Source organism: Streptomyces sp. NPDC001549 (genome assembly GCF_042894025.1).
GTDB classification, from domain to species: domain Bacteria; phylum Actinomycetota; class Actinomycetes; order Streptomycetales; family Streptomycetaceae; genus Streptomyces; species Streptomyces kutzneri.
The window spans coordinates 1-22,654 of sequence record NZ_JBIAVJ010000052.1; the positions used below are offsets into that span (position 1 = coordinate 1).

The following is a 22,654-nucleotide window of genomic DNA, read 5'->3' on the forward strand; positions in this document are numbered from 1 at the left end:
CGGACAGCGTGATCTCCACAGCAGAAGGACCCGAATGCGACATGACAACAGCGTAGTAAATAACCATCAGGATTTCTGGCGCATCACACTAGTGCCGCATCAGGCAATGTTCGCCCTGTCGACGACGGCGCGTAGGCGCCGGTCGTCGGCGTAGCGGTTTCGCCAGGCCTTGCGCGTCACCCACCGCTGCACGGTCCGCTGGGAGACACAGACGAGAGCGGCCACCCGTCGGGTCGAGCCCCGTTCCCACGTGGGGGATCCGCGACGTCCTCGACACCCCCCCTCGTCCACCCCGCCCTGGTCGCCGAGGTCAGCGCCGACCGCGCCATCGATCACGGTGGCGTCTACCGCCACCCGATCCGCTTATAGCGGCTGCGCCTGGACGTGACCACGGAGGACGTTCCCCGGTTCGCTCGCGAGCGTCGTGTTCGGGCCGCGAGGCCATCAAGTGATCGGCTGCCTGCTCCCGTCAGGCAACGTGCAGGTGTAGCCCTCCCTGTAGGCGTTCGACGTGACCTGTCCGCCCGCGGCCGTGCACTCTTCACTGGTGATGGTCGGAGACGCGACGGTGGCCTGAGCGCTGACAGCGCCGACGGCGCTCATGCCGGCAAGGGTGGCTGCGGCCAGGGCGAGGCCCAGCATTCTTCGCACACGCATGACTTCCTCCTCTCGGGCGCCCCCGTTCGGCCCTTTTGAGGACAAGCCTCGGGCCGACGGCGCCCTCCTACTCAGCATGGGCGACGCGCAGGAGGCCCGCGCGGCGGGTCGGGGCTAGTAGTGCTTCGTTAGGTTTTGGGTCTGGTTCTGTTGCGGGGCAGAGCGTGGCCACGGCAGGGCTGGTGACGCCGTGCGCGGCGCGGCACAGCTCCGTGATGTCCGCGATCCCCGCCCCGGGGGCGCGTACCGGACGATGAGGTGCGGGCGTACGGGTCGGCCGCTTCTCCTTCCTGGGCCTGGGCTTGCTGGCGGGGCGTACGGCGGGCCTGGGCGGGGTCGTCCTGCGCGGCCGGACCGGGCGTTCGGCCCTGCGGTCGGGAGCCCGCCGGGCGGGCTGAGTCTCGCCGGGTGCCTCGCGGGCCGCGGTGCGGGACGGGCCGGCGCGGGCGCACGGCCGGCCTCGGGAACGGCGCCGGTCGGGGCGCGGCCTCGGGCTAGGGCCGAGGGGAGAGGGGCGGCGCCGGCCCCGTGTCCGGTCGTGCGGGCCGAGGGCCCACGGGGTGCTTGTGGTCTTCCGGGACGGCGGCGGGCGGGGCCTCGGCGGGCCGGGTGGGGGCGGGGTGGACGGTGACGCATCCCGAGGCCGCGGGCAGCACGGCAAGGAGCAGGGGCAGGGGGCCAGCGACCGCATGCCGCCACCGTGCCGCAGAAGCCCCGCAGGGTGCCTCTGACGGCCCCGCTGCGCCCCTCGGATGGATGACGCGGCGGCCGCCTGCAGGGCCGCCTCCGGGTGGTCTGGCGGACCCTGGAAGAGGGGCGGGCTGTGAGGGAGGCCCCCGTGACGCTCAGACCGCCGGTCGAGCCGATGCCGGCGCAGGCCGCGGAAGCCGTGCCGGGCCCGGCGGCGCTGCGGGCGGGGGTGGCGTACGAACAGAAGCTGGACGGTCACCGGGCACTGCTGTCCACCGCGGCCGGCCCGGGCGGCACGGTGCTGGTGCAGACCCGCCGCGGGGCGCTGGTCCAGGAGCGTTGGCCGGACCTGGTGGCGGCGGCCGAGGCGCAGTTGCCGCACGGCCTGGTCCTCGATGGCGAACTGGTCGTCTGGGACGCCGAGGCAGGCCGGTTGTCGTTCGAGGCGTTGCAGCGCCGGGCCGCGACCCGAGCCCGCGGCGCCGCCGGCCTGACCGCCCGGTGGCCGGCCTGCTTCGTCGCGGGGCAGGCTGGCAGCGCGCCAGCAGCTCGTCGTATGCGCTAGCCGTAGCCCGGGGGCGCGCCGGGAAGGCCGGACTCACCCCGCTGCCGGTGCCGTTGCTGTTCAGCTCTTGCGGGTCAACGGTTGCCCGGCGAAGCGCACCCCTGCCAGGCCATGGTTCATGAGGTTGCGGATGTTGCTGTGATCGGTGTCGTTCGGCGTTGCCAGCACGCTGCGGTAGTGCTCGCCGAACGCCAGCAGCGCTTCCTGGTCGCTCAGTGCTTCCAGCAGGGCCAGTCCCAGCGTCTTGCAGGAGCCCTCGTTCTCACCTGCGGCGTTGTCCAGTTCCCCGTTGCGGAACGCCTGCGGCTGGTACTCGTAATGCGCGGTGATAAAGGCCAAGGTGTCGGCGAACTCGTGCTCACCTGACGCAAGGCTTGCCCGCAGCGAGTTCAGATCAGTCATGGTGGTTCCCCTGGGTTGAACAGACGAGCCGATTGCCGTCCGTGACCGGGGGACAATAGCCCGTTCAGGCCATCCGGTAGGAATCGGGCCACATGTCGGAACGAGCGCCATCTCCGCAGGTCACGATGCGCGTCTGTGTGACCCGCCGAGGGCCGGTTTCGGTCCGGGGCGATCGGCCGCTAGGGCTGTGCTGATCAGCAGATGTTGCCGTTCCCACCCTGTGCCGCAGGGCGGCTCGGTTGCGTGCCGTGGCACGGTGGGGCCGGGCGGTGGCGTTGTCAGTGCGGGGCAGGATGATGACCTTCATGACCGAAACCAGTGCCCTGCTCTCTCCTGCCGTCTACGGTGGAGGCCGTGACGACCGCCGTGGCGGCGTCGGCCGCGTACTACGGCGACGGGACCGCCTCGCTCGGTGACGACGAGTACGACGGGCTGCTGAGCGCCATCGCGGCCTACGAGGAGGTTCACCCGGACGAGGTGCTTGCCGAGTCGCCGGCCGGGAAGGTGGCGGGCGGGGCTGTGCAGGGCGACGTGCCGCACTCGGTGCCGATGCTCTCCCTCGACAACGTCTTCGACGCTGACGAACTCGCCGAGTGGGCCGCAGGGCTGGAACGGCGTCTCGGGCACCCTGTGGCCGCGTGGTGTGTGGAGCCGAAGCTCGACGGCCTCGCGGTGGCCGCCCGGTACCGGTGTGGTCGGCTCGTTCAGGTCCTCGCCCGCGGCGACGGCTTGGCCGGCGAGGACATCACCCGCGCCGCCGACGCCGTCCTCGGTCTGCCGCCGGTTCTCACCGAGCCGATCGGCGTCGAGTTGCGCGGCGAGGTGCTGCTGACGACCGCGCAGTTCGAGGAGGCCAACCGGATCCGGCTCGCCCACGCGGCCACGCCCTTCGCGCACCCGCGCAGCGGAGCGGCCGGCACGCTGCGGGCCAAGGACCGCCCCTACCGGATCGAGTTGGACTGGTCACTTCTCTGAACCAGGACTACCTTCCGTCGAGGCAGTCGGCAAACCTGTGGCGCGTGCCTACCGTCCCGGGCCAGGATGCGGATATGCGTGATCTCCAGAGCGATCCCGAGTTGCAGGAGCTGGTTCGACGGTTCGTCAGGCCTGACCGGCGGTACCTTCGGTTGGGCGGGAGTCTCCACCGGCTGAACGCGGCTGAGCGTTCCACGTTCGTGCGGGATCTGGCGCAGGCTGCCTACGAGATCACTCCCGCGGAGCTCGGCATCCTCTTCGAGGGTGGCTGGCGCGAGCGCAAGACCGCCGCCTGGCTGGTCGCTGTGGCCCACAGGACCGAGTTCCGCGACCTCATCGGCCGGCTCCTGCTCGCCAGCGGGGGTCCGTACGCGGGCGCGGCGTACTGCGTCGCCCTCGCGAAGTTCGGCACTGCAGCGGATGCCGAACTGCTCAGCGCCTACCTTGATCACTACTTGTCGCGTCCCGACCTCGACTACGACCAGCCAACCGTCCTCGGGACACTCCTGTACCTCGACGGGGCGCTTGGCTCCGACTCCGCATCGCGGTTCGTTGCCCCGGGCGGCCCCTGGGACCGGTGGCTCGAATCCCGGGTCGCGGCGGCCCTCGACCCGCACGACTGCCGGCAGGGCATACAGCGACTCTGCGCTTTCGCCGACGAGACCGCTGAGACCTTCGCCCCGCCGGTTCACGGGCGCCGGCAGCCATGACCGAGCGGGACATCATCCTCAACGAACTCGCCCAGGGCCTGCGCCCGATGCCACAGGGCATCGAGTGGTTCGACACACACGACCCGCAGGAGCAGTCCGAGGTGCTCCTGTACCTGCGCCATCACTGCATGCAGGCCCGCGCCGTCACCGAAGACGGACCGGAAGGCATCCGCCGCGCCGGGCTGCGCCCGACGCACACGCCCGCGGTTCTGATCACCCGCGGCCCGATCGACGAGCAACTGGGGAAGATCGCGGGCCTCACCCCTGTCGACGAACGCCGCAAGGCGTTCCGGCTACTGGTCGCGGTACTCCCGGTCGCGGACGAACGGCGCCGCGAACGCTTCTGCTCCGGCGGATGCGGTCACTGGTGGCACAGGCTGCCGTTGCCGGCGGGTGATAGCGACTCCCCGTGCCGCTGTTCTCGGCCCCTGGACTCCATCTGCAGCAAGACGGTGTGACGGCAGCGCTCGTGCGCGCGTGTCGTCGGTGGCGGAGCCGATCACCGTGTTCAGGGCCCGTAAGGCGTCATCGTATTGGTGACGGTCGAACTGGAACGGACCGGATGGCATGTAGTCGCGGGGCCGTCGCCCTCGCCGAGCCCCTGTCCGGGCTCGACATGACCCAGATATGCGACGAGTGCCGGGCCGCCCTGGAACAGGTCGTCGCCGCCAAGGTCACCCGCGAGCGCCTCCCGGCCGCCGAAGCAGCTGAGCCTGTCTCCGCGGAGGTCGTCGACCTCATGGCGATGCTGGAGAAGTCCGTCCAGGACGCGAAGGCCACCCGCGGCGAGCTGGCCACGGTCCACCAACTCCCCGGCCAGAAGAAGAGGACGGCAAGGAAGACCAGCAGCACGGCGGCCACCGCGAAGAAGACGGCAGCCAGGAAGGCCGCCTCGCAGGCGACGACGCGCAGCCCGAGGAGGTCCGCCGTGCCGCCGGGGAGATGCGCTTCCGCCAAGGCTCCCGTCTGGCCTGGACGGCATCTCGCAGGCTCCGTCTCCCCCGAAGGTGACGCACTGTCACAATCTGTCCCGAAGGGCGAGGGAGGGAAAGGGAGTCGCGGAAAGGGTCGAGAATAGTTGCCCGGCTCGGCCATGCCGCGGGCTTCGGGCGCCTCGACGGAGCAGCGGGACGGGCCGCACACGGGTCCGCTGGGCTCAGGAGACGAGGCCGTGCTCCCAGGCCCAAGCCGCGATTTCCACACGGTTGCGGGCCGGGAGCCTCTCCTGGATCCGGCTCAGGTGACTCTTGATCGTGCTGACCGCCAGGGTCAGCTCGGTGGCGATCTCGTTGTTGGTGCGCCCGCGTGCGACCAGGGTGGCGACTTTCAGCTCCTGCGGTGTGAGGCGCTGGAGCTGCTCCGTGTTCCGCTGAGCCGGAAGCCTGTTGAGGTGTCTCAGCAGCCGCACCGTGGTGGACGGTGAGATGAGCGACTCTCCCCGGGCCGCCGCGTGTACCGCTTCCACGAGCATTCGCGAGCCCGAGTTCTTGACGATGAAGCCGTTGGCCCCGGCACGCAGCGCCTGGTAGGCGTATTCGTCCAGGTCGAACGTCGTGACGATGACGATCTTCGTGCCGGCCGCCGCGGCATGAGGGCCGGTCCGCAGCAGTCTCGTCGCCTCGAGGCCGTCAAGACCCGGCATCCGGATGTCCATGAGGCATACATCGGGGGCAAGCCGCCGCACGGCCTCGACGGCTTCGACACCGTTGGACGCCTCGCCGACCACGGATATGCCTTCGTGGCTTTCCAGGATCAGCCGGAATCCCGTCCGTACCATCTCCTGGTCGTCGGCGATCACGACGGTGACAGTCACGGGTGGGTGCTCCTCGGGTCGGTCGGGTCCCGGCGATGCCTCGCTGCCGGGGCTCAAGGTTTGCACAGTGGTGTGCGGGTGGGTAACGGCGACCGCCGCCGACTATCTCAGGGGTACCGCGGCGGCCAGCTCCCAGCCGCCCTCGGGCATGGGGCCGCTGTTGAGCTCGCCACCCAGTTCGGTGAGCCGTTCGGTCAGCCCGATCAGACCGAAGCCACTGGGGCGGAACCGGGGACGCGCGCGTTGGCCGCCGGTCGCGTTGTCCCGTACGCGTATGACGACGCGATCCCCTGCGCTCTCCAGCAGGACGTGCACGGAGGTGGCGCCACGCGCGTGCTTGCGGACGTTGGTCAGCCCTTCCTGCACCAGTCTCTCGACCGACTTGGCCAGTTGAGGAGACCAGGTGGTGCTGTCGACCTCCTCGGAGACGGTCAGCCAGGTGTGCTGTTCCGGTGTGTCGGCACGGCGTACCAGATCGCCGACCCTGGTCAGGGCCGGAGTGGTCGGCGCGGCTTGCTCGTGGGTGTCGGGGTCGCGCAGCAGCCGCACCATACGGCTCATGGCCACGAGCCCGTCCTGACCGGTGCGCTCGATGTCGGAGAACAGCCGCCGGGCGGTTGCGGCATCACGCTCAGCGATGTGTTCGCCTGCCTGGGCCTGCACGATGATGGCCGTGACGTGATGGGCGACATGGTCGTGCAGGTCGCGCGCCAGCTCCAGTCGTTCGGCCTGCCGTACCTGCTCGGCCGTCGAGCGCCGACGGCGGTCCTCGGCGCGCAGATAGACGCCCAGCAGGGCGAAGGCTGTCGGCAGCAGGGTGAAGAACCCGTCCAGTGGGCTGAGCAAGGGCACGTCCGAGAGCCCGGGTGCCCGCTCGCCGAGCCGCGTCGTCGCGGCGAACAGTACGGCTGCGGAAAGCGCCAGCGGCAGTCCGCGGGAGTAGCGGCAGGTCACGCACACGAGAAGCAGCAGTCCCGCCAGCTCGGCCCAGCCAGGGGTCCGCTGCAGTACGGACTCCTGCACCATCGAGGTCACCAGCAGCGAGAGGACGGACGCGCCTGCGGTCAGGGCGCAGGCCGTCCAGTGCCGGCCGGTGCGAAGGGCACGCGAGGTGGCGGCCACCGTGCAGCAGGCGAGTGCCTCACAGGCCAGGATGACGAGTCCGAGCCTGGTCCTGCTGACCACACCTGCATCGACCACCGTGAGGAGGGCGGCGAGGAGGCCGGCGGCGAGCTTGGGAGAAGTGAGTGTGGATGGGAGCGGGAGCGGGGGCGGCATGGCGAAGAGGATAGACGCCGCTGGTCAGAGGGACGATGGTGGGAAGGGGGGTGCGTACTTTCGGTGGAGGCCTCCGGTGCGAATGCGTTCTTTCGACCTCTGGGAGGGGCAGGTGCGACCGCCCAGAATGGTCGGCGTATGCACACACAGAACGTCTGGAGCCCTCGTGAATTCCGCTGTTTCCCGTTTCCCCCTCCTGCACCGCGTGGCCCGTCCCGCGCTGCTGGCGAGCGGCGCGATGCTGCTCGCCGCCACGACGCTCACCGGTTGCGGCCTCTTCGGCAATAACTGGGACGTGAAGTTGGAGGTGACGGGGACGGGACAGGCCGATATCGGCTACAACTTCTCCGGGCAGAACCACCAGACGACAGTCACGGGCGAGCCGTTGCCGTGGACGGCCTCGCAGAACGTCGGCTTCGGCTTCAACGGCGTCGCCGTCCTCCACGCGCAGCCCGGCACCGCCTGCCGCATCTACGTCGACGGCAAGCTCCGGGAGAGTCAGGACAAGCCGGACTCCCAGGGCACCGTTTCCTGCAACGTCAACCTGCAGGAGGAGTGACCCGTGGCGGCGACAGCAGTAGGGGCCCTGGACTCGGGACCGGGGCTTCAGCCGAGCAGCAGAGGATTGGGCAGTTCGAACTCGGGGTGCATCCGCAGCAGGGTGTGCACGACACCGCCAGGCCGGACACCAGGCTGGGTGAGAACGCCTCCCGGGCCAGGCCTCCCCGGACCGCGTTGTTCGGGGCCGGTGAGGAGGGCGCCGGCATCCTGGGCGACGGACTCACCCACTCGTTCGCTGAGTCCATTCGTCAACACGGGTGAGGCGTCAAGCCGAGTGATCGGCCGGACCGGATTCTTGCCGGGCGCCGACACCGGCGCCCAGGTCCAGCGCCTTGGGCTTCTTCGCCCCGGCGGAACTGGGGACGAGACGCCCGTGGCCAGGGGCCGCGTGCCACCACACCCTCGAAAGCCTGCCCCGCATCGCGAGAAACCGAAGCGAACGGCTGGATCGGCCAGCCCTATTCACGGATCGTGGGGACGTGGGAGAAGGCGGCGCGCTGGTGGTCTGGGACTGGTGGACGGTGGAGTTCGGGGACGCGCACGCGGGCGCGGCGGGTGCACTTGTTGGGGGCAGCGAACCGGCCCCGGTGTACTTCGACGTCGGAAGCGGTCCGGACATCCGCGCCAGGGTCCGGCTGTCACATCGGCGCCTGTTCGCCGGTCGATCGGTATGACAGGGCCCGGAGTCAGGACAGCGTGGGGGCGGGCGACGCGGCAGCCTCCCAGGCGAACCCGTCCGGGTCGGTGAAGGCGTCGGCGGTGCTGCCGAGGACGATGCGGTGCGAGCCGGTGCCGTCGGCGGGGACGCCGAGGTCCTTGGCCAGGGCACGGCGCTTGTACAGCGCCAGCTTGACGCGGCTGTACTGACCGGCGGCGAACTCGGCGTACTTGCCACCGAAGCTCTTGGCCACAGTCAGGCCCCGGCCGACGTAGAGCTGCTTGGTGGCCTTCACGTCCTCGACGCCGATCAGCAGGACGACCTCGTCGATGTCGCGGGTGGCAGGGCCGGTGTCCTTCTTCGCTGAGGTCGCGATCTTCCAGATCGTCCCGTCCGGGGCCTGGACGACGCCGCTGTAGCCCCACAGCGACTTCGCGGCGGGCTTCAGCACCGTGGCTCCGGCGTCCACGGCAGCGCCGACGAAGCTGTCGACGGTGGCCGGCCCGGCCACCGTGAGCGCCAGGGTGAAGCCGCGGAATCCGGTGGAGTGCGCCTCGGACGCCCGCAGGCGTATGTACGTGTCCACGCCGAAGGCGCTGTAGAAGCGGCGGGCGGCCTCGGGGTCGGCCACCTCAAGGGTGACGGACGCGAGGGACGTGTTGGCTGCGGTGGAAGTGGTGGTTGCCATGACCATCACGCTAGAGGCTGCGCGGCGGCCGGGGCTTCTCGATTCCTGACCGGTCTTGAGACTTGCTTCGCCATGCACGCCGGCCGCCCGGCGCCGGAAGGCCCGGGCGGCATGCCGACCAGCTCGGCCTCGGTGCCGAGCAATCAGCAGGTGGGACTTGCCGGTGCCGGAGTCGCCGATCAGGCAGAGGGGCGGGCCCGGCCCTTGGGCCAAGGAGGTACGCAGGCCGTCCGGGGCCGGCCTGCGTACGTACGTGCCCGCTGGCCTGCCTAAGCGGGTGGGGCGAGCTGCCGCCCGTGCCGAACTCTCGGATCCGTATGTCGCACACCTGGATGAGGAACGGCTCCAGCCGGTGCAGGATGTCGGAAGACGACGTCGCCTGGCTCGGTCATCTTCAACGGCTCCGCCTGCGTCATCGACTGCCGCCCCATGCCAGCAGCGAACTTACGGCACGGAGTCGTCGGCGACCGCTCCGAAGATGGATGGGCCCTGTGAGCTGGCACCAGTGCCCATCCCGAATGCCGCGAACGCCGCCCAGATCCCCTTCTTCGCCGACGCGTGTGCTGCGACAGGGAGGGCACCACTGTCCCGTAGATCGTCGAGTGTGAGGAGGAGCTCGTCCCGGCCGTCCAGAAGGCTCGGATTGGCAGGCAAGCCCTTCATCGACTCGATGACCAACTGGAGGCTGAGGTTCGCCCCAATCCTACGGTTCATCTCCAACAGGACGGCGCACCATAGGCTTCCGATCTCGTAGGTAGACAGAGTACTCAGGGTGGCGAAGCTGATCTTGTCTGCGGGGAAGTTTTCGTCATACGGGAACGGCCGCAATCCTCGGTCGTCGTTGGTGAGCCACTGCCCGATGAGCGAGGTGTCCAGCACGGCGCACGCGACGTAGTCTCCCCAGCCTTCGCCCATGCCGCGGCTTTGAGCTTCCAGTAGCGGGCTGCGGATCGCTCCGCCGCCGACCAGTCGGCTGCTCACGCCGTGCATGTACTCGTGAATGACGATGGTCATGTCAAGGGCGGTATGCCGCCCGGTGTTCCGGTCAGGGCCCAGGCGCATGATCGGGATACTGCCCAGGTTCCACCAGTGAGCGGTGTTCAAGATGGGCGCTGCGTGGACTTCCACCTTCACTGGTCCGGAAGGCAGTCCGAGGGCGCTCACCACGCCGTCCTGGTAGCTCCCGTTCGGCTCGCGGAACCCCAGCAGGTAAGTCAGGTCATGCATGAGGCACGTGCCGTAGAACGCGTTGAGGACCATTTGATCGACACCCTGGGGATCCGCGGGGTTGAAGATCACAGCGCCATCGACGTTGTCGCCGGAGATGGACGGACCGCTCGCGCCTGACCGTGCCACCGACGCATAACCGGCAGTGTCGTGGTCAGCTACCCAGTCGGGGGGCGACGGAGGCAGGTCAGGAGGCGTCCCTAGCCCGTAGGCCTGCCACTCGAGAGGAAAGGTTACGACCGTTCTCGGAGTGTTCGGATCGCCTTGGTAGACGCTTCCCTGGCAGTGAGCGCCCGGCACGAGTTGCGTGCAGTACAGGATGGCCCCGTCACGGCCGTCGACCACGACGCGGAAAGCGCCATCCATCTCGGAGAGTGCGATCGTGATGTCCCATGCCACCCGGAGGCCCTTCGCCAGGGGGAACCAGGTGAGGCTGGCCGTGACGGGCTCGTCGACCCCTTGTTGCTCAAGAACGGTCGGCTGGCCGGCCATGTGCGTGAAACGTGCCACGACCTCCGGGAGGTTCCATGTCACGTCTGCGGGCGCGGCAGGCCGAGGCGGTCCCGGCTGATCCCCCACGTCGGCGTGATTCTCGTCGGTTGCCAACACGTGCAGGGTGGCGTTGCGGACTGCTGCCTCGGCCGTGACTTCTACGGACACCTCAGGGGGGCTCGCCTGGCCCACCAGCCGGGCCCGGGTGTCCTGCACTTCCTCTGACGACGAGAACCGTACCGACTGGCCGGCCTGAAAGACGGGCAGCCCGCGCCACTGCTGCTCAAGGTGAATCGTTGTTGCCCCCGCCCCGTTGGGCGGCGGCGCCGGCAGGGGGCTGAACATGACCGATTTCGACTGATCGGCGCCGAGAATCATGGTCGTGATGTGGGCGACCGTGAGTGCTCGCTCGACGAGACTGCCAGTGTTCGGCTGTGCCCCCAGGGGCAGATCCTGCTGATGGAGCGTGAAAGTCAGATAGGCGTCTGCGTCGCGAAGATCGACCTCGACGGGCATGGTGACTCCCTTTACTGCCTAGGTGGTCCGCTTGTTCACCTGGAGAAACCGGTTCCGGGCAGCGGGGGCGTCGCGCAGCGCCGCAGCCACTGCGGCGAGAGCACCGCATGGGCCGAACCTGCGCCGGCGAGGGCCAGTTGGGTGGCCGGGCCCAGGAAGCCCACCCACAGGTCAGGGGTGACGACGGAGGGGTGTTCGGACGACCACACGGTGGCTCCGCCCTGCGCGTGGTGCAGCAGCCTCAAGGCGTCAGTGGCCTGAGCGATACGGTGACGGGCCCGGCCGGAGTGATCCGGCAGCGCCCCGACCATGCGCCACGTCTCCAGCACCCCGGCCAGGCCGTGGCACATTGTGGGATTGTCCAGGACTGGCGTGGCACGGTCGAACGCCGCGGCCGCCAGCTGCCAAGCCGCGTCGTCCGCGACCCGAGGACCGGGGGACGCCTGAAGGAGACACCACAGGTAGCCCGCCACCCCGTGGCACCAGTGATGCGCCGCATGGCTGCCGCCCGACGTTGTCGTCAGAATGTTGGCCTTGTCGGCTGTCAGCCCGTGATCGGGGATACTGCTCAAGGCGTCGTAGGCGAGATCGGTCGTCGCCGTGCAGCCGGTGGACCTTCCCCATACCGCGAGGGCCATCGCCACGCCTGCTGTTCCGTGTGCGGCCCCGACGTATACCCGTCCGGACGGATCGAACTCCGGATTGGGAAGCCAACCGACCAATCCGTCGACCAGCCGGGCTGAGGCCCGGACCCTCATCACCTGCTGTTCGGCGAGGCCGCGTCCCCAAGACGAGCCCAGAACGGCGTCGAGAAGACTGCCTGCCCATACGATGCCCGCCGCTCCCGAAAACAGGTCGTAGTCCGGGATGCGACTGTCGGCCGCATGCTCGAAGCGTCGCCGTGCAGAGGTGATGAGATCGGCTCGGCCCAGCCGCTCTCCCGCCACGGCCAGTGCCACCGACACACCGCTGTTGCCGGTGAAGAACCCTTGCGCCTCCGGCAGCGGTGGCCGTGCGGCGAGCCATTCTGCCGCGAGCGCGATGTCATCGGTGAAGTGCAGGGTACCCAGCGCTGCGTCAAGCGTCGCCAGCGCGATGATGATCCCGGCAGCTCCCAGGTTCAGGCCCTCGCAGTCGTATGCAGCAAGGAGGTGTGAGTTGCGCCAGTGCTGGGTCCTGCCCCGGACCACCGTGAACTGCCGGGTCGCCGTCCCTGCGCTCATTGCCGCGCTGTATGCCCAGCGTCGGTCAAATACGCCGCGGTACATGTCGGACTCGTCTACGGTCTCAGCCCGCATGGCGGGGAGGACTGTTCTCAGCTGTTCCGCCACTTGGTCTGCGGTGGGTCTATTTGGTGGATCAGGGTCGTGACATGCCTTCACGATCGAGGCGGCCGTCAATCTCCCGTGTCGCCGCAGCAGGCCGATCTGGCGGCCGGCATTGTTCTGCGGCGGGAGATGGCCTGGGCAATGCCCCATGACCGCGTGGGTCACACAGGATCCGAGACCGTAGACGTCATACGCCGGGTCGACGGCGGCGTGCCACCCTTCCGGGGGTACATATCCTTGTGTACCGGCTGGTACTGGGTGTTCTGCCCCAATCGGCGCGGCAAGTTCGAGGTCGACCAGGCGCAAACCCTCCGGTCCGATACGCACGTTCGACAGCTTCAGGTCCCGGTGCACAAGGCCACGTGCATGCAGCTTGGCCACGGTCGCCGCGAGTTCGGGCAGGTGCTCGAGACGATCCTGCACGGGTAGCTGTTCCGGCTGGATTCCTCCCGCGTCGGACACGACGAGCTTCCCGCCCGGCAGATCATGAGCCAAAACCTCGGGGGCGATGCGCGAGTCCTTTAGGAGAAGCAGTGCTTGCCTCTCGTTCTCGAGCCGGGTCACCGCATCGTTGCCGAAGTCGTCGCTTTCCACTCCTCGCTCCCGGTGCCGGATGATCACCAGGCGGCGGTCGGAGAGTCTCAGCGCGAGCACCACATGTCCGCGGAGATTCGCTGTGAGAACCTTCATCGGGAGGAACGTGGTGCCGTCGATCTCGATCGGGGCACCCGCCTGGGCCGTGCCGATCCGATGGGCGGCGGGCACAGGGGGAACAGCCCAGTCCGGCTGCCGGCCCCGAGTGTCGCGTACATCCGGATGCAGCGTTCCGTCCGGGGCTCGAAGGGCCGTGTGCGTGACGCCTACGGAGTCGGTGACCATGCCGGTTGCCTGGAATGCTCCGTACCGGATGAACAAGGCGCCACCTGATCCCACCGGCAGATCGGAAGCCACGGCGGGCGCGCGGTCGGGACGCCACAGCGTGTCCAGACGATCGATGAGCCCGGGAAGCGTGTCGTTGGAGGGCGGATAGAGGGTGACGATCTTGCCCACCTGGGACGCCCCTGCGAGCCCGGCGTTGATCCGAACCATCGAATCCAGGTCAGCAGGGAGTTTGAACGTCGTTCCGGACTCCACTAGCTCGGGGAGCACGACCTCGAGCAGGTCGAGCGCATCGATCGGTGAGGCGGAGACGTGCAGCTTCCACCCCTGACCAGGCAACTCGTATCCGAACTCGCACACCCGCCACGAGATCGCGCCGTCGCGTCGTACACTCGTGCGCCAACCCCGTGCCAGCTGATCCGTGAACGCATCGAGGGCAGCCGCGTACTGAGCGTGGAGGCGTTCACCGGTCACGGCGCGGCCCATGGCATGCCTTTCGTCCGCCGCCCGTCGGGTGCGCCAGAGCGATCACCGGGGCCGGATACGAAGGCCAACCAGGGCGGCGAATCGTCTGGCCACCGCAGCCGGCTGCCTCCGGGGCAGGGCGTCAAGGGCAGCTCAACCGCTGCACGTTCAAGCGCATGTTGCCGCATGGGCACATCGAGGGGCAGCGCCGTGTACGTGCCGGCTGGCCACGGCATGGTCCGCTCACCCGACTCGGGCCTCGCACAGTAGAAGTCCTGGGACAGAAGTTTGCGAGCCGACGACAGTTCGCCCTTGCACAGGTGGTCGCGGGCGTCGTTGATGCGAACCGGAGACCGATACCGATCGGTGGCAGCGACACGAATCCCGAGGCGATCGCAGTACTTCTGAATGGTGGAAGCGCTGCCGCGAACACCTCGGCCGAGTGACTGGCCTTGCCCCAGCAGGAATTCTTCGACCTTCACGTGGCGGCGAAGTCCGTTCAGAATGAGCGAAGCACCTTCCTGTTCGACTTCCCAGCGGCTCAGGCCGATCACCAAGCGGCTCTGTACACCGCACTGCGCTTGGAACCACAACCGGTACTCGATGTCCTGGAATGCGGGACGGGTTTGCGGTCCCCGAAGGATGGCCACAGGGTCGGGGTCCAAGGTGACCACCAGGACGCTCAAGCCCTTACCCTCGGCAGCCGACACCGTGTCGCGGAAGAACGCGGCCTGGGCGTCAGAGACCGGGTCCCAAACGCCCACCAGCACAACGTGGCCTCCGGACGTCCTCGCGTCGACGTGTTCCCGCATCCAAACCCCGTAGATCAGCCGCTCAGCCTGAGTCGGTGCCCTAGGTAAGGACAATGTTGGTGATGACGCAGGTGATGTAGCAGTCACCGCTCGCCCCGGCGACACCGGCTGCCAGCAGGAGCTCCCGCTGAACATCCAACGCCAGACCCCGTTCTGAAAGGACCACACCGGGTTCGGCCTCGAATCGGGCCTTGAGATCGGCATCCGTCGTGAGCGCGGCGTTGAACTGCGACCAGAACTCGCGTACAGCCGCCTCATCCGGGATGATCGTGGCTTCCTTGACCTGGACGTAAAAGCCCTGCTGTTGATTGGTAGACACAGGTGGCCCCTTCTACGATGCACGACGCTGGCCCCCATACGTATCAGCAGGCCGAACACGTCGACTCGTCGGCACGTCCACGCAAATGGGTGATGCCGTCAGACGAGCGCGGAGACAGCCCCAGAGGTGCAGTTGGCGCGCGAGGAACTGCAGGCGTGTGTCATCGTGCAACCCGCAGCGGGTTGCGGCGCGAGGGGGTCGGCAGGAGCCACAGGCCCGCTTGCCGATGGCTGACACCAGGCCCTGGAATGCGGCTGGTCCAGAGACCACCGGCGAGCAGGTCCTGGCGGTGCTGGCAGCGTGATCGCCGTGACTCGATCAGCCCGAGCCTGAACACCGAACGGCAGCACCCCGAACCTGCTCGGGTCCGGGGCACTGCTGACAGCCGGTGCCCAGCTTTCTGGACGAGCCCGGTCAGTGCTGCTGCACCCACCAGATGACCCACCCCATCGCGAAGGCGCCGAAGGCGGTCGCTGCTCCGCGAACAATGCCGTGTCCTGCGGTGCGGGCCAGGGACCGCAGCGTTCGGCGGCGCTTGCCGGAGCGACGCCGGGCGCTGGGACGCAGGTCCTGCCGGGTTGACGCCGACTGCTCGAACCCCTGAGACGGGATGCTGTCCATCCGCTGCTGGTCCAGCTCCTGGGCAGTGAAGATCTTCATCGTCTTCTCCCTCGTGTGCCTGTTGTCCGACAGGAGCAAGAGAGCCTGGAGCAGGCGCGGTTCAGCGAGCGAACATTGCACTGAACGGGGCGTCAGACCAGGTCAGACCTGGTGAAATGACGGTTCAGTGAAGGTTCGGACTGAACAGGGAGCGCCATGGGGGACAGGACGGCTCGTGACCGGCTCGCCGAAGAACTGCGAAATCTGGTCGCTGCGGCGGGCTTGCCCCCGGCGCGGATCGAGGAGCAGGGGGAAAGGCAGACCCCGGTCGTGAAGCTGGGGAAGTCCAAGCTCAGCGGCTGGCTGTCCGGCGAGTACGTGCCCGAGGCCGATGCGCCGTTCCGATTCCTCATCCGGCTGCTCGAACCCCGGGCCCAGAACCGGAGCGGCGTCCGACCGAGGCGGGAAGGCTGGTGGTTGGGCTTGCGGCAGAGGGCGGCCGACGAGCGGAGCGCGGCCAAGGCGCCAAAGTCCGCGGGCAGCCGTGCCCAGCCCGCCCCGGCGCCCCGGCCGGTGCCCGTACAGCAGCCGCAGCCCGAGCGGTCCGTGCTCCTCGACCTCGCGTCGTACTTCGTACGGGCCGTCGAGCGGGCCGGTGTGCCCCACTACCTGCCCGCCGGGACGGACCCGGCTACCCTCGACCAGCCGCGCTCCGTCCGCCCGTCCTCCGGTACGGGCCGTCTCGAGCCCTGGGAAACGGTGACCGCCGCGTATCCGCGCATCGTGCTGCTCGCCGATGCCGGGCTGGGCAAGTCCTGGCTGCTGCGCATGCACGCCCGCCGACTGGCCGAGGCAGTCCTCACGGCGCCGGACTCGCCCGGCGACCCCGGCGGGCCGCTCGTACCCGTCCTGGTACGGTGCGGGGACCTGGCCTGCCGGACTGAGCGGTTGCTGACGGACGCGCTTGCCGGCCACCTCTTCGACCTGGGCGTCCTGGCGGCGGGCGACCACTCGGAGGCGGCACGCGCGGCCGCCGACGGCCGGCTCGTACTGCTCCTCGACGCGTACGACGAACTCCCCGGCCCGGAGGCCCGTGCCCGGTTGTACGCCCTGCTGGCCACCGCCCCGCCCGCCCTGCCGATCGTGGTCGCTGGGAGACGGGCGGGCCACCCCGGGCCGCCCGCCACCGCAGGCGGACCGCTGTGGCAGGAGCTGGTCCTGGAGCCACTCGGTCACGCGGCCGTGGGCGAGCTCGTCGGCACATGGCCGCTGACCTCCGCCGCCCGTGCCTCCGTGGCCAGGCGGGTGCACACATCGGGCCTCGGCGGGGTACCGCTGCTGCTGGCCCTGCTGTGCGCGCTCGCCGAGGAGATCCCCGAGGGCGCGGCGGACGGGGCACCGGACCTTCCTGCCGCCAAGAGCGAGCTGTACGAGCGGATGCTGCGCCGGTTCCTGGTGCATGAGCAACGGCCCCCAGCGGCCGAAGACATCGAGGCGGACCGCCTGCTGGACCTGCTCGGACCGGTCGCGTTCCACTTCGCCCACCGGACCGAGGACGGCTGGGCGGACGTGATGCCGAGGGAGGAGGTGCTGCGTGCGCTGCGGACCGCCGGGCCGGCCTTCACTGAGCTGCGACGGGACGCCGTTGGCGTGCTGCGGACGCTGTCCGTGGAGGCGGGAGTGCTTCAGCCGCTGGGCGACCCCAGCGGAGGGCGGGCGCAGCCGTACCTCTTCCTCCACCGGTCGTTCGCCGAGTACCTGACGGCCCGGCACCTGGCGGAACTTCCGGAAGCGGAGGCCCTGGCCGCCGTGGACGCCCACCTTGCGGACGGCGGCCGCTGGGACGACACCCTCGCCATGCTGGGGCGTCTGGTGCTGGTCGGGGGTGGCAGGGCCCGCTTCGCGCGGCTGCTGATGCACCTGGCGGACCGGCCGGGCGGTGTGCTGCACGCGGTCCGCATGCTCGGAGAGGTCTGGGGGGCGGGCGGCACCGTGCTGGAACGGAGCCTGGAAGAACACCTGGTGGAGGTGTTTCGCCGGGCTGTGGCCGACGACACCGAGGCGGCCGCGCGGGCCGTCGAGACCTGCCATGCGCTTCCGGACGTGCTGGTCGACGCGCTGGCCGGGTACCTGGCCGAGCACGTGGCCGCCGACCTGGACGAGCACTACGGCGAGTACCGCCGACTCGTCCACCACCCGCAGGACTCGGTGACCAGGCTGCTCGGCAGGCTGGCGGCGAGCCAGGACCCCCTCGTGGGGATGTCCGCCGTCCGGCATCTGGAGCACAGGCCCGGACCGCTGCCGCTGCGGACACTGCTGAGCGTCCTGCGCACGCATACGGAGACCGGACTGCACCCGAGCGTCTCCATGACGCTGGCACGAATCCTGTGTGAGCGGGGGGAGCCGGAGTCCGTCGTCGCCGTGCTCCAGTCGGGGCCGGAGCCGCCGCCGGACGCGGCCGTACGCGCCGTGCTGGACGCCCTCGGCGTGGTCGAGCCCGCCGGGCATGATCCTCGGAGCTGAAGCAGGCGCGGCCTGACGGCAGGGGAGGGCGCGCAGGAGTCGGCCCATCCGGTAATGGCCCTGTCGACGAGGTTCGCGGACAGGTACTCCATCCAGTGACGGGCACTCCGCTCCTGCTGGCGCCGCGACATCCCTTCGGCCCTGTGCGCCCACACATCGGCGAACGTGTCATCCAACGGGGACGGCGGCGCCGTGCCGGGCGGTGGGCGCAGCAGATCGACCAGCTCCTCACACATCACCACTGCCGGAGGATCCATCCCGAGATTGTCCCCGTCAGGAGAGCTGGCCTGGCAGGCAGCCCGATGGGCCGATGTGCTCGCAGGGCAGGGCAGGGCGGCGTCAGCGCCCGTGTTCTGGCCAAGTGCTCCTCCGTGGTGTCCTCGTGGCTGGCATCGCTCGCCGCTCTGGTGCCGTTCGGGGCTGCTTCTGTGGGCGACGATGCGGAAACCGGCCTTCTCGTATCTCTCACCCATATGACGCTGAACTGCCTTGATATCTTCGTGCGTGATGAATTTATTTTGGCGGAGGCAGCCCTGCGGCTCTGGGCCGGGAGTGGGGAAGAGGGCGGCGGGAGTGACGGACACACCGGACACGCCGAGCCCGGATCTCCTGCGGGCCAGCGGCGTTTACGTCGGGTACGACGGCGAGGCTGTGCTTGAGGACGTGAACCTGGCACTGGGGACGGGCCGTTGCCTGGTCCTGGCGGGCGCCAACGGATCCGGGAAATCGACGCTGTTGCGTGTCTGTGCCGGCCGGCAGCACCCGGACCGGGGTGACGTGCGCTTCGCCGACGCCCCGCCGCGTGAAGTGGACGTGGCCTTCCGGCGCGACGTCGCGCTGCTGCTCGACGGGGCCGACTGTTTCCCGGATCTGACGGTTGCCGAGCATGTGCGCATGGTCGCCACTGCCCACGGCCTCGGCACGGACGCAGGACCGGCAGCGGCCCAGGTACTGGCGGAATTGGGGCTGGCGGAGCGGCTCGACGCCTTCCCCGGCACCTTGTCGGCGGGACAGCGACAGATGCTCATGCTGGCCTCGGTCCTGGTACGACCTGCACGTCTGATCGTTGTGGACGAGCCCGAACAGCGGCTGGACGTACGGGCCCGGCGCAGGCTTGCGGCCGCGCTGGGAGCCGCGAAGGAGAAGGGCACAGCCATCCTGCTGGCCTCCCACGACCGCGGAGTCATGGACGAGGTCGCCGACGAGGTACTGCTGCTCGACCGGGGCCGTACAGCCGCTCTCGGAACGCCCGCCGAGGTGACCGCCCAGTCGGCGGCGTGGCCATGGCGGTGACCGCACGCAGCGCAGGCGGTCTGCACGATGCCGCCGATCCGGCGGCCGCCACGGCCGAGGCGATCGCGGGAACGACGGCGGCCCGGCGCGAGCGCGGCTCGGGACGGCTGCGCTTCGACGACGTATGGACCGGGGCGTGTGCTGCACTCGCGATCGCCGTCATGCTCGCCGGGCTGCTACAGACGGCACCGGTCGTAGGGCACTCCCTCGGCTGGTCCGGCGGCGCGACGGCCCGTGCCGTGCAAGTCGGCGCCAGCCTGCTGCTGTGGGCCGGCGAACTGGCTGTGTGTACAAGGCTCGGGCCGGTACTGCTCGCCGCCTCCGAGATCACCTGGCTGCTACCGCTGCCTGGGGACCGGACGACTCCTGCGGCCCCGCTTGACACGTGCCGTGGCCGCTGCCTCGCTCGCGGGACTGCTCATCGGCACCCTCATGGCTGCCCTTGCGCTCCTGCTCGAAGGGCAACCGAGACTCACCGTGCTCCCCGTGGCCCTCGGCGCGCATGTGGCACTGGCCTGTCTGGCCGTGGCCGTGGGAGCACTGACAGAGGCCCGCCCTGCCCTGGCCCCACGGGCCCGGGCCCTGGGTATCTGTCTCGCCGTGGGCGGCGGCGCGGTCGTCGCCGCGGGCCCGTCCGTGCCCGCGCTGACGTCGACGGCCGCGTTCTGCGGGCCGTGGGGCTGGTCGGGGTGGGCGACGGCAGCGGCGTCCCATGGCGACGCGACCACCTGGGTGACGGCGCTCGGTGTACTCGTGCTCTGTACGGCCGCCGCACTGCGGGCGGCCTTCGAAGGGGCGGGGAGCATCCCGACCACCGAACTGCTGAGCCGGGGCGGGACGAGCCGGGAGGCCGCGCAAGGTGCGGCCCTGCTGGACCTGCGCGCACTGACGCTGGTGATGCAGTCGGCCGCACGTGCCGGGCGGCGGCGCCCACAGCTGCGTCTGCCGCTGCCTCGATCGCGCTGGGCGGTGGGGCCGTGGCGGGACGCCGTCGTCTTTTTGCGCCACCCCGGCCGCTCGGCCGCAGCACTCGCAGTGCTGGCCGCCGGCGTCGCCCAGCTCCAGCTGGTCACCCACTGGATGCGAGACACCCCGCACGGCCCGGTCGGGCCGCTGCTGGCCACTGCGCTGGGCCTGTTCCTGGTGGTGCCCCCCCTATCTGGCCGCAGTCGCCCTGGCCGAACCGGCCTATCAGGACACCGACCGGCCGCGGCGGACGCTGATGCTGCCCGTCTCTCCCGCCGCCCTGGCCGTCGGTCACCTGGTGGTACCCAGCCTGCTGCTCTGGGCGGCGGCGGCTGCCGCCTGGTTGGCTGCTCTCCTGCCGGGCACCCCCACCGGAACACTCACCGCCTATGCCGTGACGCTGCTCGTCGCGGGGCCGGCGCTTGTGGCAACAGCGCTGGTCGGAGCCTACCGGGGCGCGCCCCGGTACGACCTCCTGGCGCTCTCGCTCGACTGGTACGCCGCCCTGCCGTTCCTGCTGTGGCGACTGGCCCCCGCCCTGGCCGCAGGGTTCGTGACCGCCCCCTGGCTCTGGCACAGCGTGGCCGGACCGTCCGCCGGTCCGGATGCCTCCGCCCTACTGTGGCTCGCCGCCCGGTCGGCTGTGGTGATCGCCTGGGCGGTCCGCCGGATCACCCGTCAGGCACGCGACCTGCACACGTGAGGAGGCTGCCGGCCTCGGGCTAGTCTTCTGAGCCGGGAACTCTGTTCAGATATGCAGGCTTGGCCTATGGCGCGGTCGTTAGGGCGTGTACGGTCCGGCATCGGCGGTGCCGGACCAGACACGCTGCCCGCCGGAGTGACGGTCATTCCGAAGTCCCACAGCCCCGGTGAGCCACGCTCCTCCCAGAGCCGCCGCCCGGGCGTCGGCCTCCGCCAGGAGCTGGCGGGGGCCGCCTTCGTACGCCGCCGCCGTGGTGCCGGTCTGACCGATGGTGGTGGCCCAGGAGCTGACGCCGTCGTGCAGCCAGACGGTTGGGCCTTCCTTCGTGTCCTTGGTGGAGATCCGGATGTCCGGGTGGGACACCCTGAGTGCGAAGACGAGGTTCACGTCGGAGAGCGCACGCGGGCCTCGTTCGACGTGGACTGCGCGGTCGGGCGGACAGTCTCCGCGGATGGCGTGATGCTTGCGGCCCTGGTCGATGCTCCGGCTCGGCATGAACATCCCGAGCCCCTGTACCCAGCCGGTCGCGGACTTGCCGTCGTCGGCGGCCGCAGCGAGTTCGGCGTCGACCTCGACGCTGGTGACCGGTCCGGCGCCGATGCGGGTTGCGAGGAGCCCCGCGTTGCAGCCGGCGCCGGTACCGGCCTCCAGGACACGCTGTTGCGGGCCGGGCGGGCCGGGCGGGCCGGGCCGGGGCGGCCGGGTGGGGGCTGTCGGGGTGGGGGTGGCTGGTTCTGGTTTCACCGTGCACGGCCCGTTGCTGGTGTGCGGTGGTTCTGGCCGTGCCGTCCTGCATTCCCGGTCGGGTGGTTCGGGGTGGTCCGGCTGCTGTGAAGATCGAGATCGTTTTGGCGGGGGGTTCAGATGCTGCGGGCGGTGATGTCGCCGTAGGAGGTGGTGGCGCGGATGGTGAGGCCCAGGCGTGCGACCCGGACGTCGCCGGCCGTCAGGGTGAGGTGGGCGCTCGCGGTCTCGTCGAGCTTGACCGTGCCCTGGGCGGTCTCGAAGGTGACGTCGCCGAGGCGTCCGGTGCCCTGGAGTTCGGCGGCCGCGGTCTTCGCCTCGACGTGGGAGCCGGCGGGCAGTTGGACGGTGATCTCGACGGATCCCGGGTTGCCGGGGATCCGGTTCTCCGCGGGTGCGGCCGTGATCCGCAGGACGCCGTCCCCGTACGTGGCGGTGGTCCGCTCGGCGGCCTTCACGTCGCGGCCCTTGGAGGCGTCGGCGGGAAGGATCTCGACGGTGGTGTCGGCCCGGTCGGCGGCGATGAACCGGATGAGCCCGGCGGGGATGTCCAGGACGGCGGCGATCGGGGCGGCGGTGGCGAACTTCTGCATGGTGCTTCTCCTTCATCAGCGGCTGCGCTCCGTGCGCCCCGCGGTTTCTGATGAATGAAAGGCTACGTTGCGTTCGAGGATTTGGCAACGGACTCACTGCCTGGAAACTGCATTGATGCAGGTCATGGCAGGGATTCCATTGCAATGGTTTCTGGCTTAACGCAACAATATTCCTCCGGGCCGTTGCAATGAACTGG

The 22,654-nt window shown here is 69.8% G+C and carries 20 protein-coding genes and 3 pseudogenes; 10 read left to right on the plus strand and 13 right to left on the minus strand.

The features are described 5' to 3' along the window. Positions 1-444: 444 nt before the first annotated feature. On the minus strand, positions 445-657 hold the full coding sequence (locus ACFY04_RS42050) for a hypothetical protein (RefSeq protein ID WP_389126184.1): 213 nt from the start codon (positions 655-657) through the stop codon (positions 445-447). 838 nt (positions 658-1,495) lie between these two features. On the opposite strand from ACFY04_RS42050, the gene ACFY04_RS42055 reads away from it, so the two are divergent. Then, positions 1,496-1,912 (plus strand): hypothetical protein, encoded by a 417-nt coding sequence (locus ACFY04_RS42055; RefSeq protein ID WP_389126186.1) that lies wholly within the window; start codon positions 1,496-1,498, stop codon positions 1,910-1,912. 60 nt (positions 1,913-1,972) lie between these two features. Here the strand turns inward: ACFY04_RS42055 and ACFY04_RS42060 are convergent, their stop codons facing one another. Then, complete coding sequence (locus ACFY04_RS42060; protein WP_389126189.1) at positions 1,973-2,314, minus strand: HopJ type III effector protein; 342 nt, start codon at positions 2,312-2,314, stop codon at positions 1,973-1,975. Between the two features lie 293 nt (positions 2,315-2,607). Between ACFY04_RS42060 and ACFY04_RS42065 the strand changes: the two are divergent. From ACFY04_RS42065 to ACFY04_RS42080, 4 genes and pseudogenes are all read left to right on the plus strand, one after another. After that, positions 2,608-3,268: pseudogene (locus tag ACFY04_RS42065) on the plus strand (NAD-dependent DNA ligase LigA); the annotation flags it as partial. A gap of 95 nt (positions 3,269-3,363) precedes the next feature. Further along, positions 3,364-3,999: a DUF6000 family protein gene (locus ACFY04_RS42070; protein WP_389126192.1), complete on the plus strand. Its 636-nt coding sequence runs from the start codon at positions 3,364-3,366 to the stop codon at positions 3,997-3,999. Next, the gene (locus ACFY04_RS42075; RefSeq protein ID WP_389126195.1) at positions 3,996-4,457 is read left to right on the plus strand and encodes a DUF5958 family protein; all 462 of its coding nucleotides are present in this window, start codon (positions 3,996-3,998) and stop codon (positions 4,455-4,457) included. The genes ACFY04_RS42070 and ACFY04_RS42075 overlap by 4 nt, the downstream gene beginning before the upstream one ends. A 104-nt stretch (positions 4,458-4,561) precedes the next feature. Then, a complete protein-coding gene (locus ACFY04_RS42080) occupies positions 4,562-5,077 on the plus strand; it encodes a hypothetical protein (RefSeq protein WP_389126198.1) in 516 nt (171 codons plus the stop codon). Positions 5,078-5,155: 78 nt separating this feature from the next. On the opposite strand, the gene ACFY04_RS42085 is transcribed toward ACFY04_RS42080, so the two are convergent. Both ACFY04_RS42085 and ACFY04_RS42090 read right to left on the minus strand, forming a co-directional pair. After that, positions 5,156-5,812, minus strand: coding sequence for a response regulator (locus tag ACFY04_RS42085; RefSeq protein WP_389126201.1), 657 nt, complete (start codon positions 5,810-5,812; stop codon positions 5,156-5,158). A gap of 102 nt (positions 5,813-5,914) precedes the next feature. After that, complete coding sequence (locus tag ACFY04_RS42090) at positions 5,915-7,090, minus strand: sensor histidine kinase (protein ID WP_389126204.1); 1,176 nt, start codon at positions 7,088-7,090, stop codon at positions 5,915-5,917. 166 nt (positions 7,091-7,256) lie between these two features. Between ACFY04_RS42090 and ACFY04_RS42095 the strand changes: the two genes are divergently transcribed. Then, positions 7,257-7,649, plus strand: coding sequence for a hypothetical protein (locus ACFY04_RS42095; RefSeq protein WP_389126207.1), 393 nt, complete (start codon positions 7,257-7,259; stop codon positions 7,647-7,649). Positions 7,650-8,130: 481 nt separating this feature from the next. Then, the gene (locus ACFY04_RS42100) at positions 8,131-8,325 is read left to right on the plus strand and encodes a hypothetical protein (RefSeq protein ID WP_389126210.1); all 195 of its coding nucleotides are present in this window, start codon (positions 8,131-8,133) and stop codon (positions 8,323-8,325) included. Positions 8,326-8,337: 12 nt separating this feature from the next. Here ACFY04_RS42100 and ACFY04_RS42105 read toward each other — a convergent pair whose 3' ends face one another. The 7 genes and pseudogenes from ACFY04_RS42105 to ACFY04_RS42135 all read right to left on the minus strand — a co-directional run bounded on the left by ACFY04_RS42105 (position 8,338) and on the right by ACFY04_RS42135 (position 15,695). Further along, positions 8,338-9,003, minus strand: coding sequence for a glyoxalase (locus ACFY04_RS42105; protein ID WP_389126212.1), 666 nt, complete (start codon positions 9,001-9,003; stop codon positions 8,338-8,340). After that, positions 9,003-9,122, minus strand: a pseudogene (locus ACFY04_RS42110) (AraC family transcriptional regulator); the annotation flags it as partial. The gene ACFY04_RS42105 and the pseudogene ACFY04_RS42110, both read right to left, overlap by 1 nt. Before the next feature lie 319 nt (positions 9,123-9,441). Further along, positions 9,442-11,232, minus strand: a complete 1,791-nt coding sequence (locus ACFY04_RS42115; protein WP_389126215.1) for a M36 family metallopeptidase — start codon at positions 11,230-11,232, stop codon at positions 9,442-9,444. A gap of 35 nt (positions 11,233-11,267) precedes the next feature. Continuing rightward, positions 11,268-13,913 carry a lanthionine synthetase LanC family protein gene (locus ACFY04_RS42120; protein WP_389126218.1) on the minus strand — a complete coding sequence of 882 codons (2,646 nt, stop codon included), beginning with the start codon at positions 13,911-13,913 and terminating at the stop codon, positions 11,268-11,270. Continuing rightward, positions 13,910-14,716, minus strand: coding sequence for a hypothetical protein (locus ACFY04_RS42125; protein ID WP_389126220.1), 807 nt, complete (start codon positions 14,714-14,716; stop codon positions 13,910-13,912). The genes ACFY04_RS42120 and ACFY04_RS42125 overlap by 4 nt, the downstream gene beginning before the upstream one ends. Before the next feature lie 40 nt (positions 14,717-14,756). Then, a complete protein-coding gene (locus ACFY04_RS42130; protein ID WP_389126222.1) occupies positions 14,757-15,035 on the minus strand; it encodes a hypothetical protein in 279 nt (92 codons plus the stop codon). Positions 15,036-15,449: 414 nt separating this feature from the next. After that, the gene (locus ACFY04_RS42135) at positions 15,450-15,695 is read right to left on the minus strand and encodes a hypothetical protein (protein ID WP_389126225.1); all 246 of its coding nucleotides are present in this window, start codon (positions 15,693-15,695) and stop codon (positions 15,450-15,452) included. Positions 15,696-15,851: 156 nt separating this feature from the next. Between ACFY04_RS42135 and ACFY04_RS42140 the strand changes: the two genes are divergently transcribed. The 3 genes from ACFY04_RS42140 to ACFY04_RS42150 all read left to right on the plus strand — a co-directional run bounded on the left by ACFY04_RS42140 (position 15,852) and on the right by ACFY04_RS42150 (position 21,120). Beyond that, on the plus strand, positions 15,852-18,158 hold the full coding sequence (locus tag ACFY04_RS42140; RefSeq protein ID WP_389126227.1) for an NACHT domain-containing protein: 2,307 nt from the start codon (positions 15,852-15,854) through the stop codon (positions 18,156-18,158). A gap of 573 nt (positions 18,159-18,731) precedes the next feature. Next, complete coding sequence (locus ACFY04_RS42145) at positions 18,732-19,451, plus strand: ATP-binding cassette domain-containing protein (protein WP_389126230.1); 720 nt, start codon at positions 18,732-18,734, stop codon at positions 19,449-19,451. A gap of 1,222 nt (positions 19,452-20,673) precedes the next feature. Beyond that, on the plus strand, positions 20,674-21,120 hold the full coding sequence (locus ACFY04_RS42150) for a hypothetical protein (protein ID WP_389126232.1): 447 nt from the start codon (positions 20,674-20,676) through the stop codon (positions 21,118-21,120). 78 nt (positions 21,121-21,198) lie between these two features. Here ACFY04_RS42150 and ACFY04_RS42155 read toward each other — a convergent pair whose 3' ends face one another. Together ACFY04_RS42155 and ACFY04_RS42160 are read right to left on the minus strand one after the other, a co-directional pair. Then, positions 21,199-21,864, minus strand: coding sequence for a hypothetical protein (locus tag ACFY04_RS42155; protein WP_389126234.1), 666 nt, complete (start codon positions 21,862-21,864; stop codon positions 21,199-21,201). Positions 21,865-21,998: 134 nt separating this feature from the next. Continuing rightward, positions 21,999-22,457, minus strand: a pseudogene (locus ACFY04_RS42160) (hypothetical protein); the annotation flags it as partial. Positions 22,458-22,654: the final 197 nt, after the last annotated feature.

Coding starts and splice junctions, on each gene's coding strand:
- ACFY04_RS42125 (WP_389126220.1), bottom strand. CDS start 14,716: ATGCGGGAACACGTCGACGCGAGGACGTCCGGAGGCCACGTTGTGCTG.
- ACFY04_RS42115 (WP_389126215.1), bottom strand. CDS start 11,232: ATGCCCGTCGAGGTCGATCTTCGCGACGCAGACGCCTATCTGACTTTC.
- ACFY04_RS42135 (WP_389126225.1), bottom strand. CDS start 15,695: ATGAAGATCTTCACTGCCCAGGAGCTGGACCAGCAGCGGATGGACAGC.
- ACFY04_RS42070 (WP_389126192.1), top strand. CDS start 3,364: ATGCGTGATCTCCAGAGCGATCCCGAGTTGCAGGAGCTGGTTCGACGG.
- ACFY04_RS42140 (WP_389126227.1), top strand. CDS start 15,852: ATGGGGGACAGGACGGCTCGTGACCGGCTCGCCGAAGAACTGCGAAAT.
- ACFY04_RS42105 (WP_389126212.1), bottom strand. CDS start 9,003: ATGGTCATGGCAACCACCACTTCCACCGCAGCCAACACGTCCCTCGCG.
- ACFY04_RS42090 (WP_389126204.1), bottom strand. CDS start 7,090: ATGCCGCCCCCGCTCCCGCTCCCATCCACACTCACTTCTCCCAAGCTC.
- ACFY04_RS42150 (WP_389126232.1), top strand. CDS start 20,674: ATGCTGCCCGTCTCTCCCGCCGCCCTGGCCGTCGGTCACCTGGTGGTA.
- ACFY04_RS42050 (WP_389126184.1), bottom strand. CDS start 657: ATGCGTGTGCGAAGAATGCTGGGCCTCGCCCTGGCCGCAGCCACCCTT.
- ACFY04_RS42080 (WP_389126198.1), top strand. CDS start 4,562: ATGGCATGTAGTCGCGGGGCCGTCGCCCTCGCCGAGCCCCTGTCCGGG.
- ACFY04_RS42060 (WP_389126189.1), bottom strand. CDS start 2,314: ATGACTGATCTGAACTCGCTGCGGGCAAGCCTTGCGTCAGGTGAGCAC.
- ACFY04_RS42075 (WP_389126195.1), top strand. CDS start 3,996: ATGACCGAGCGGGACATCATCCTCAACGAACTCGCCCAGGGCCTGCGC.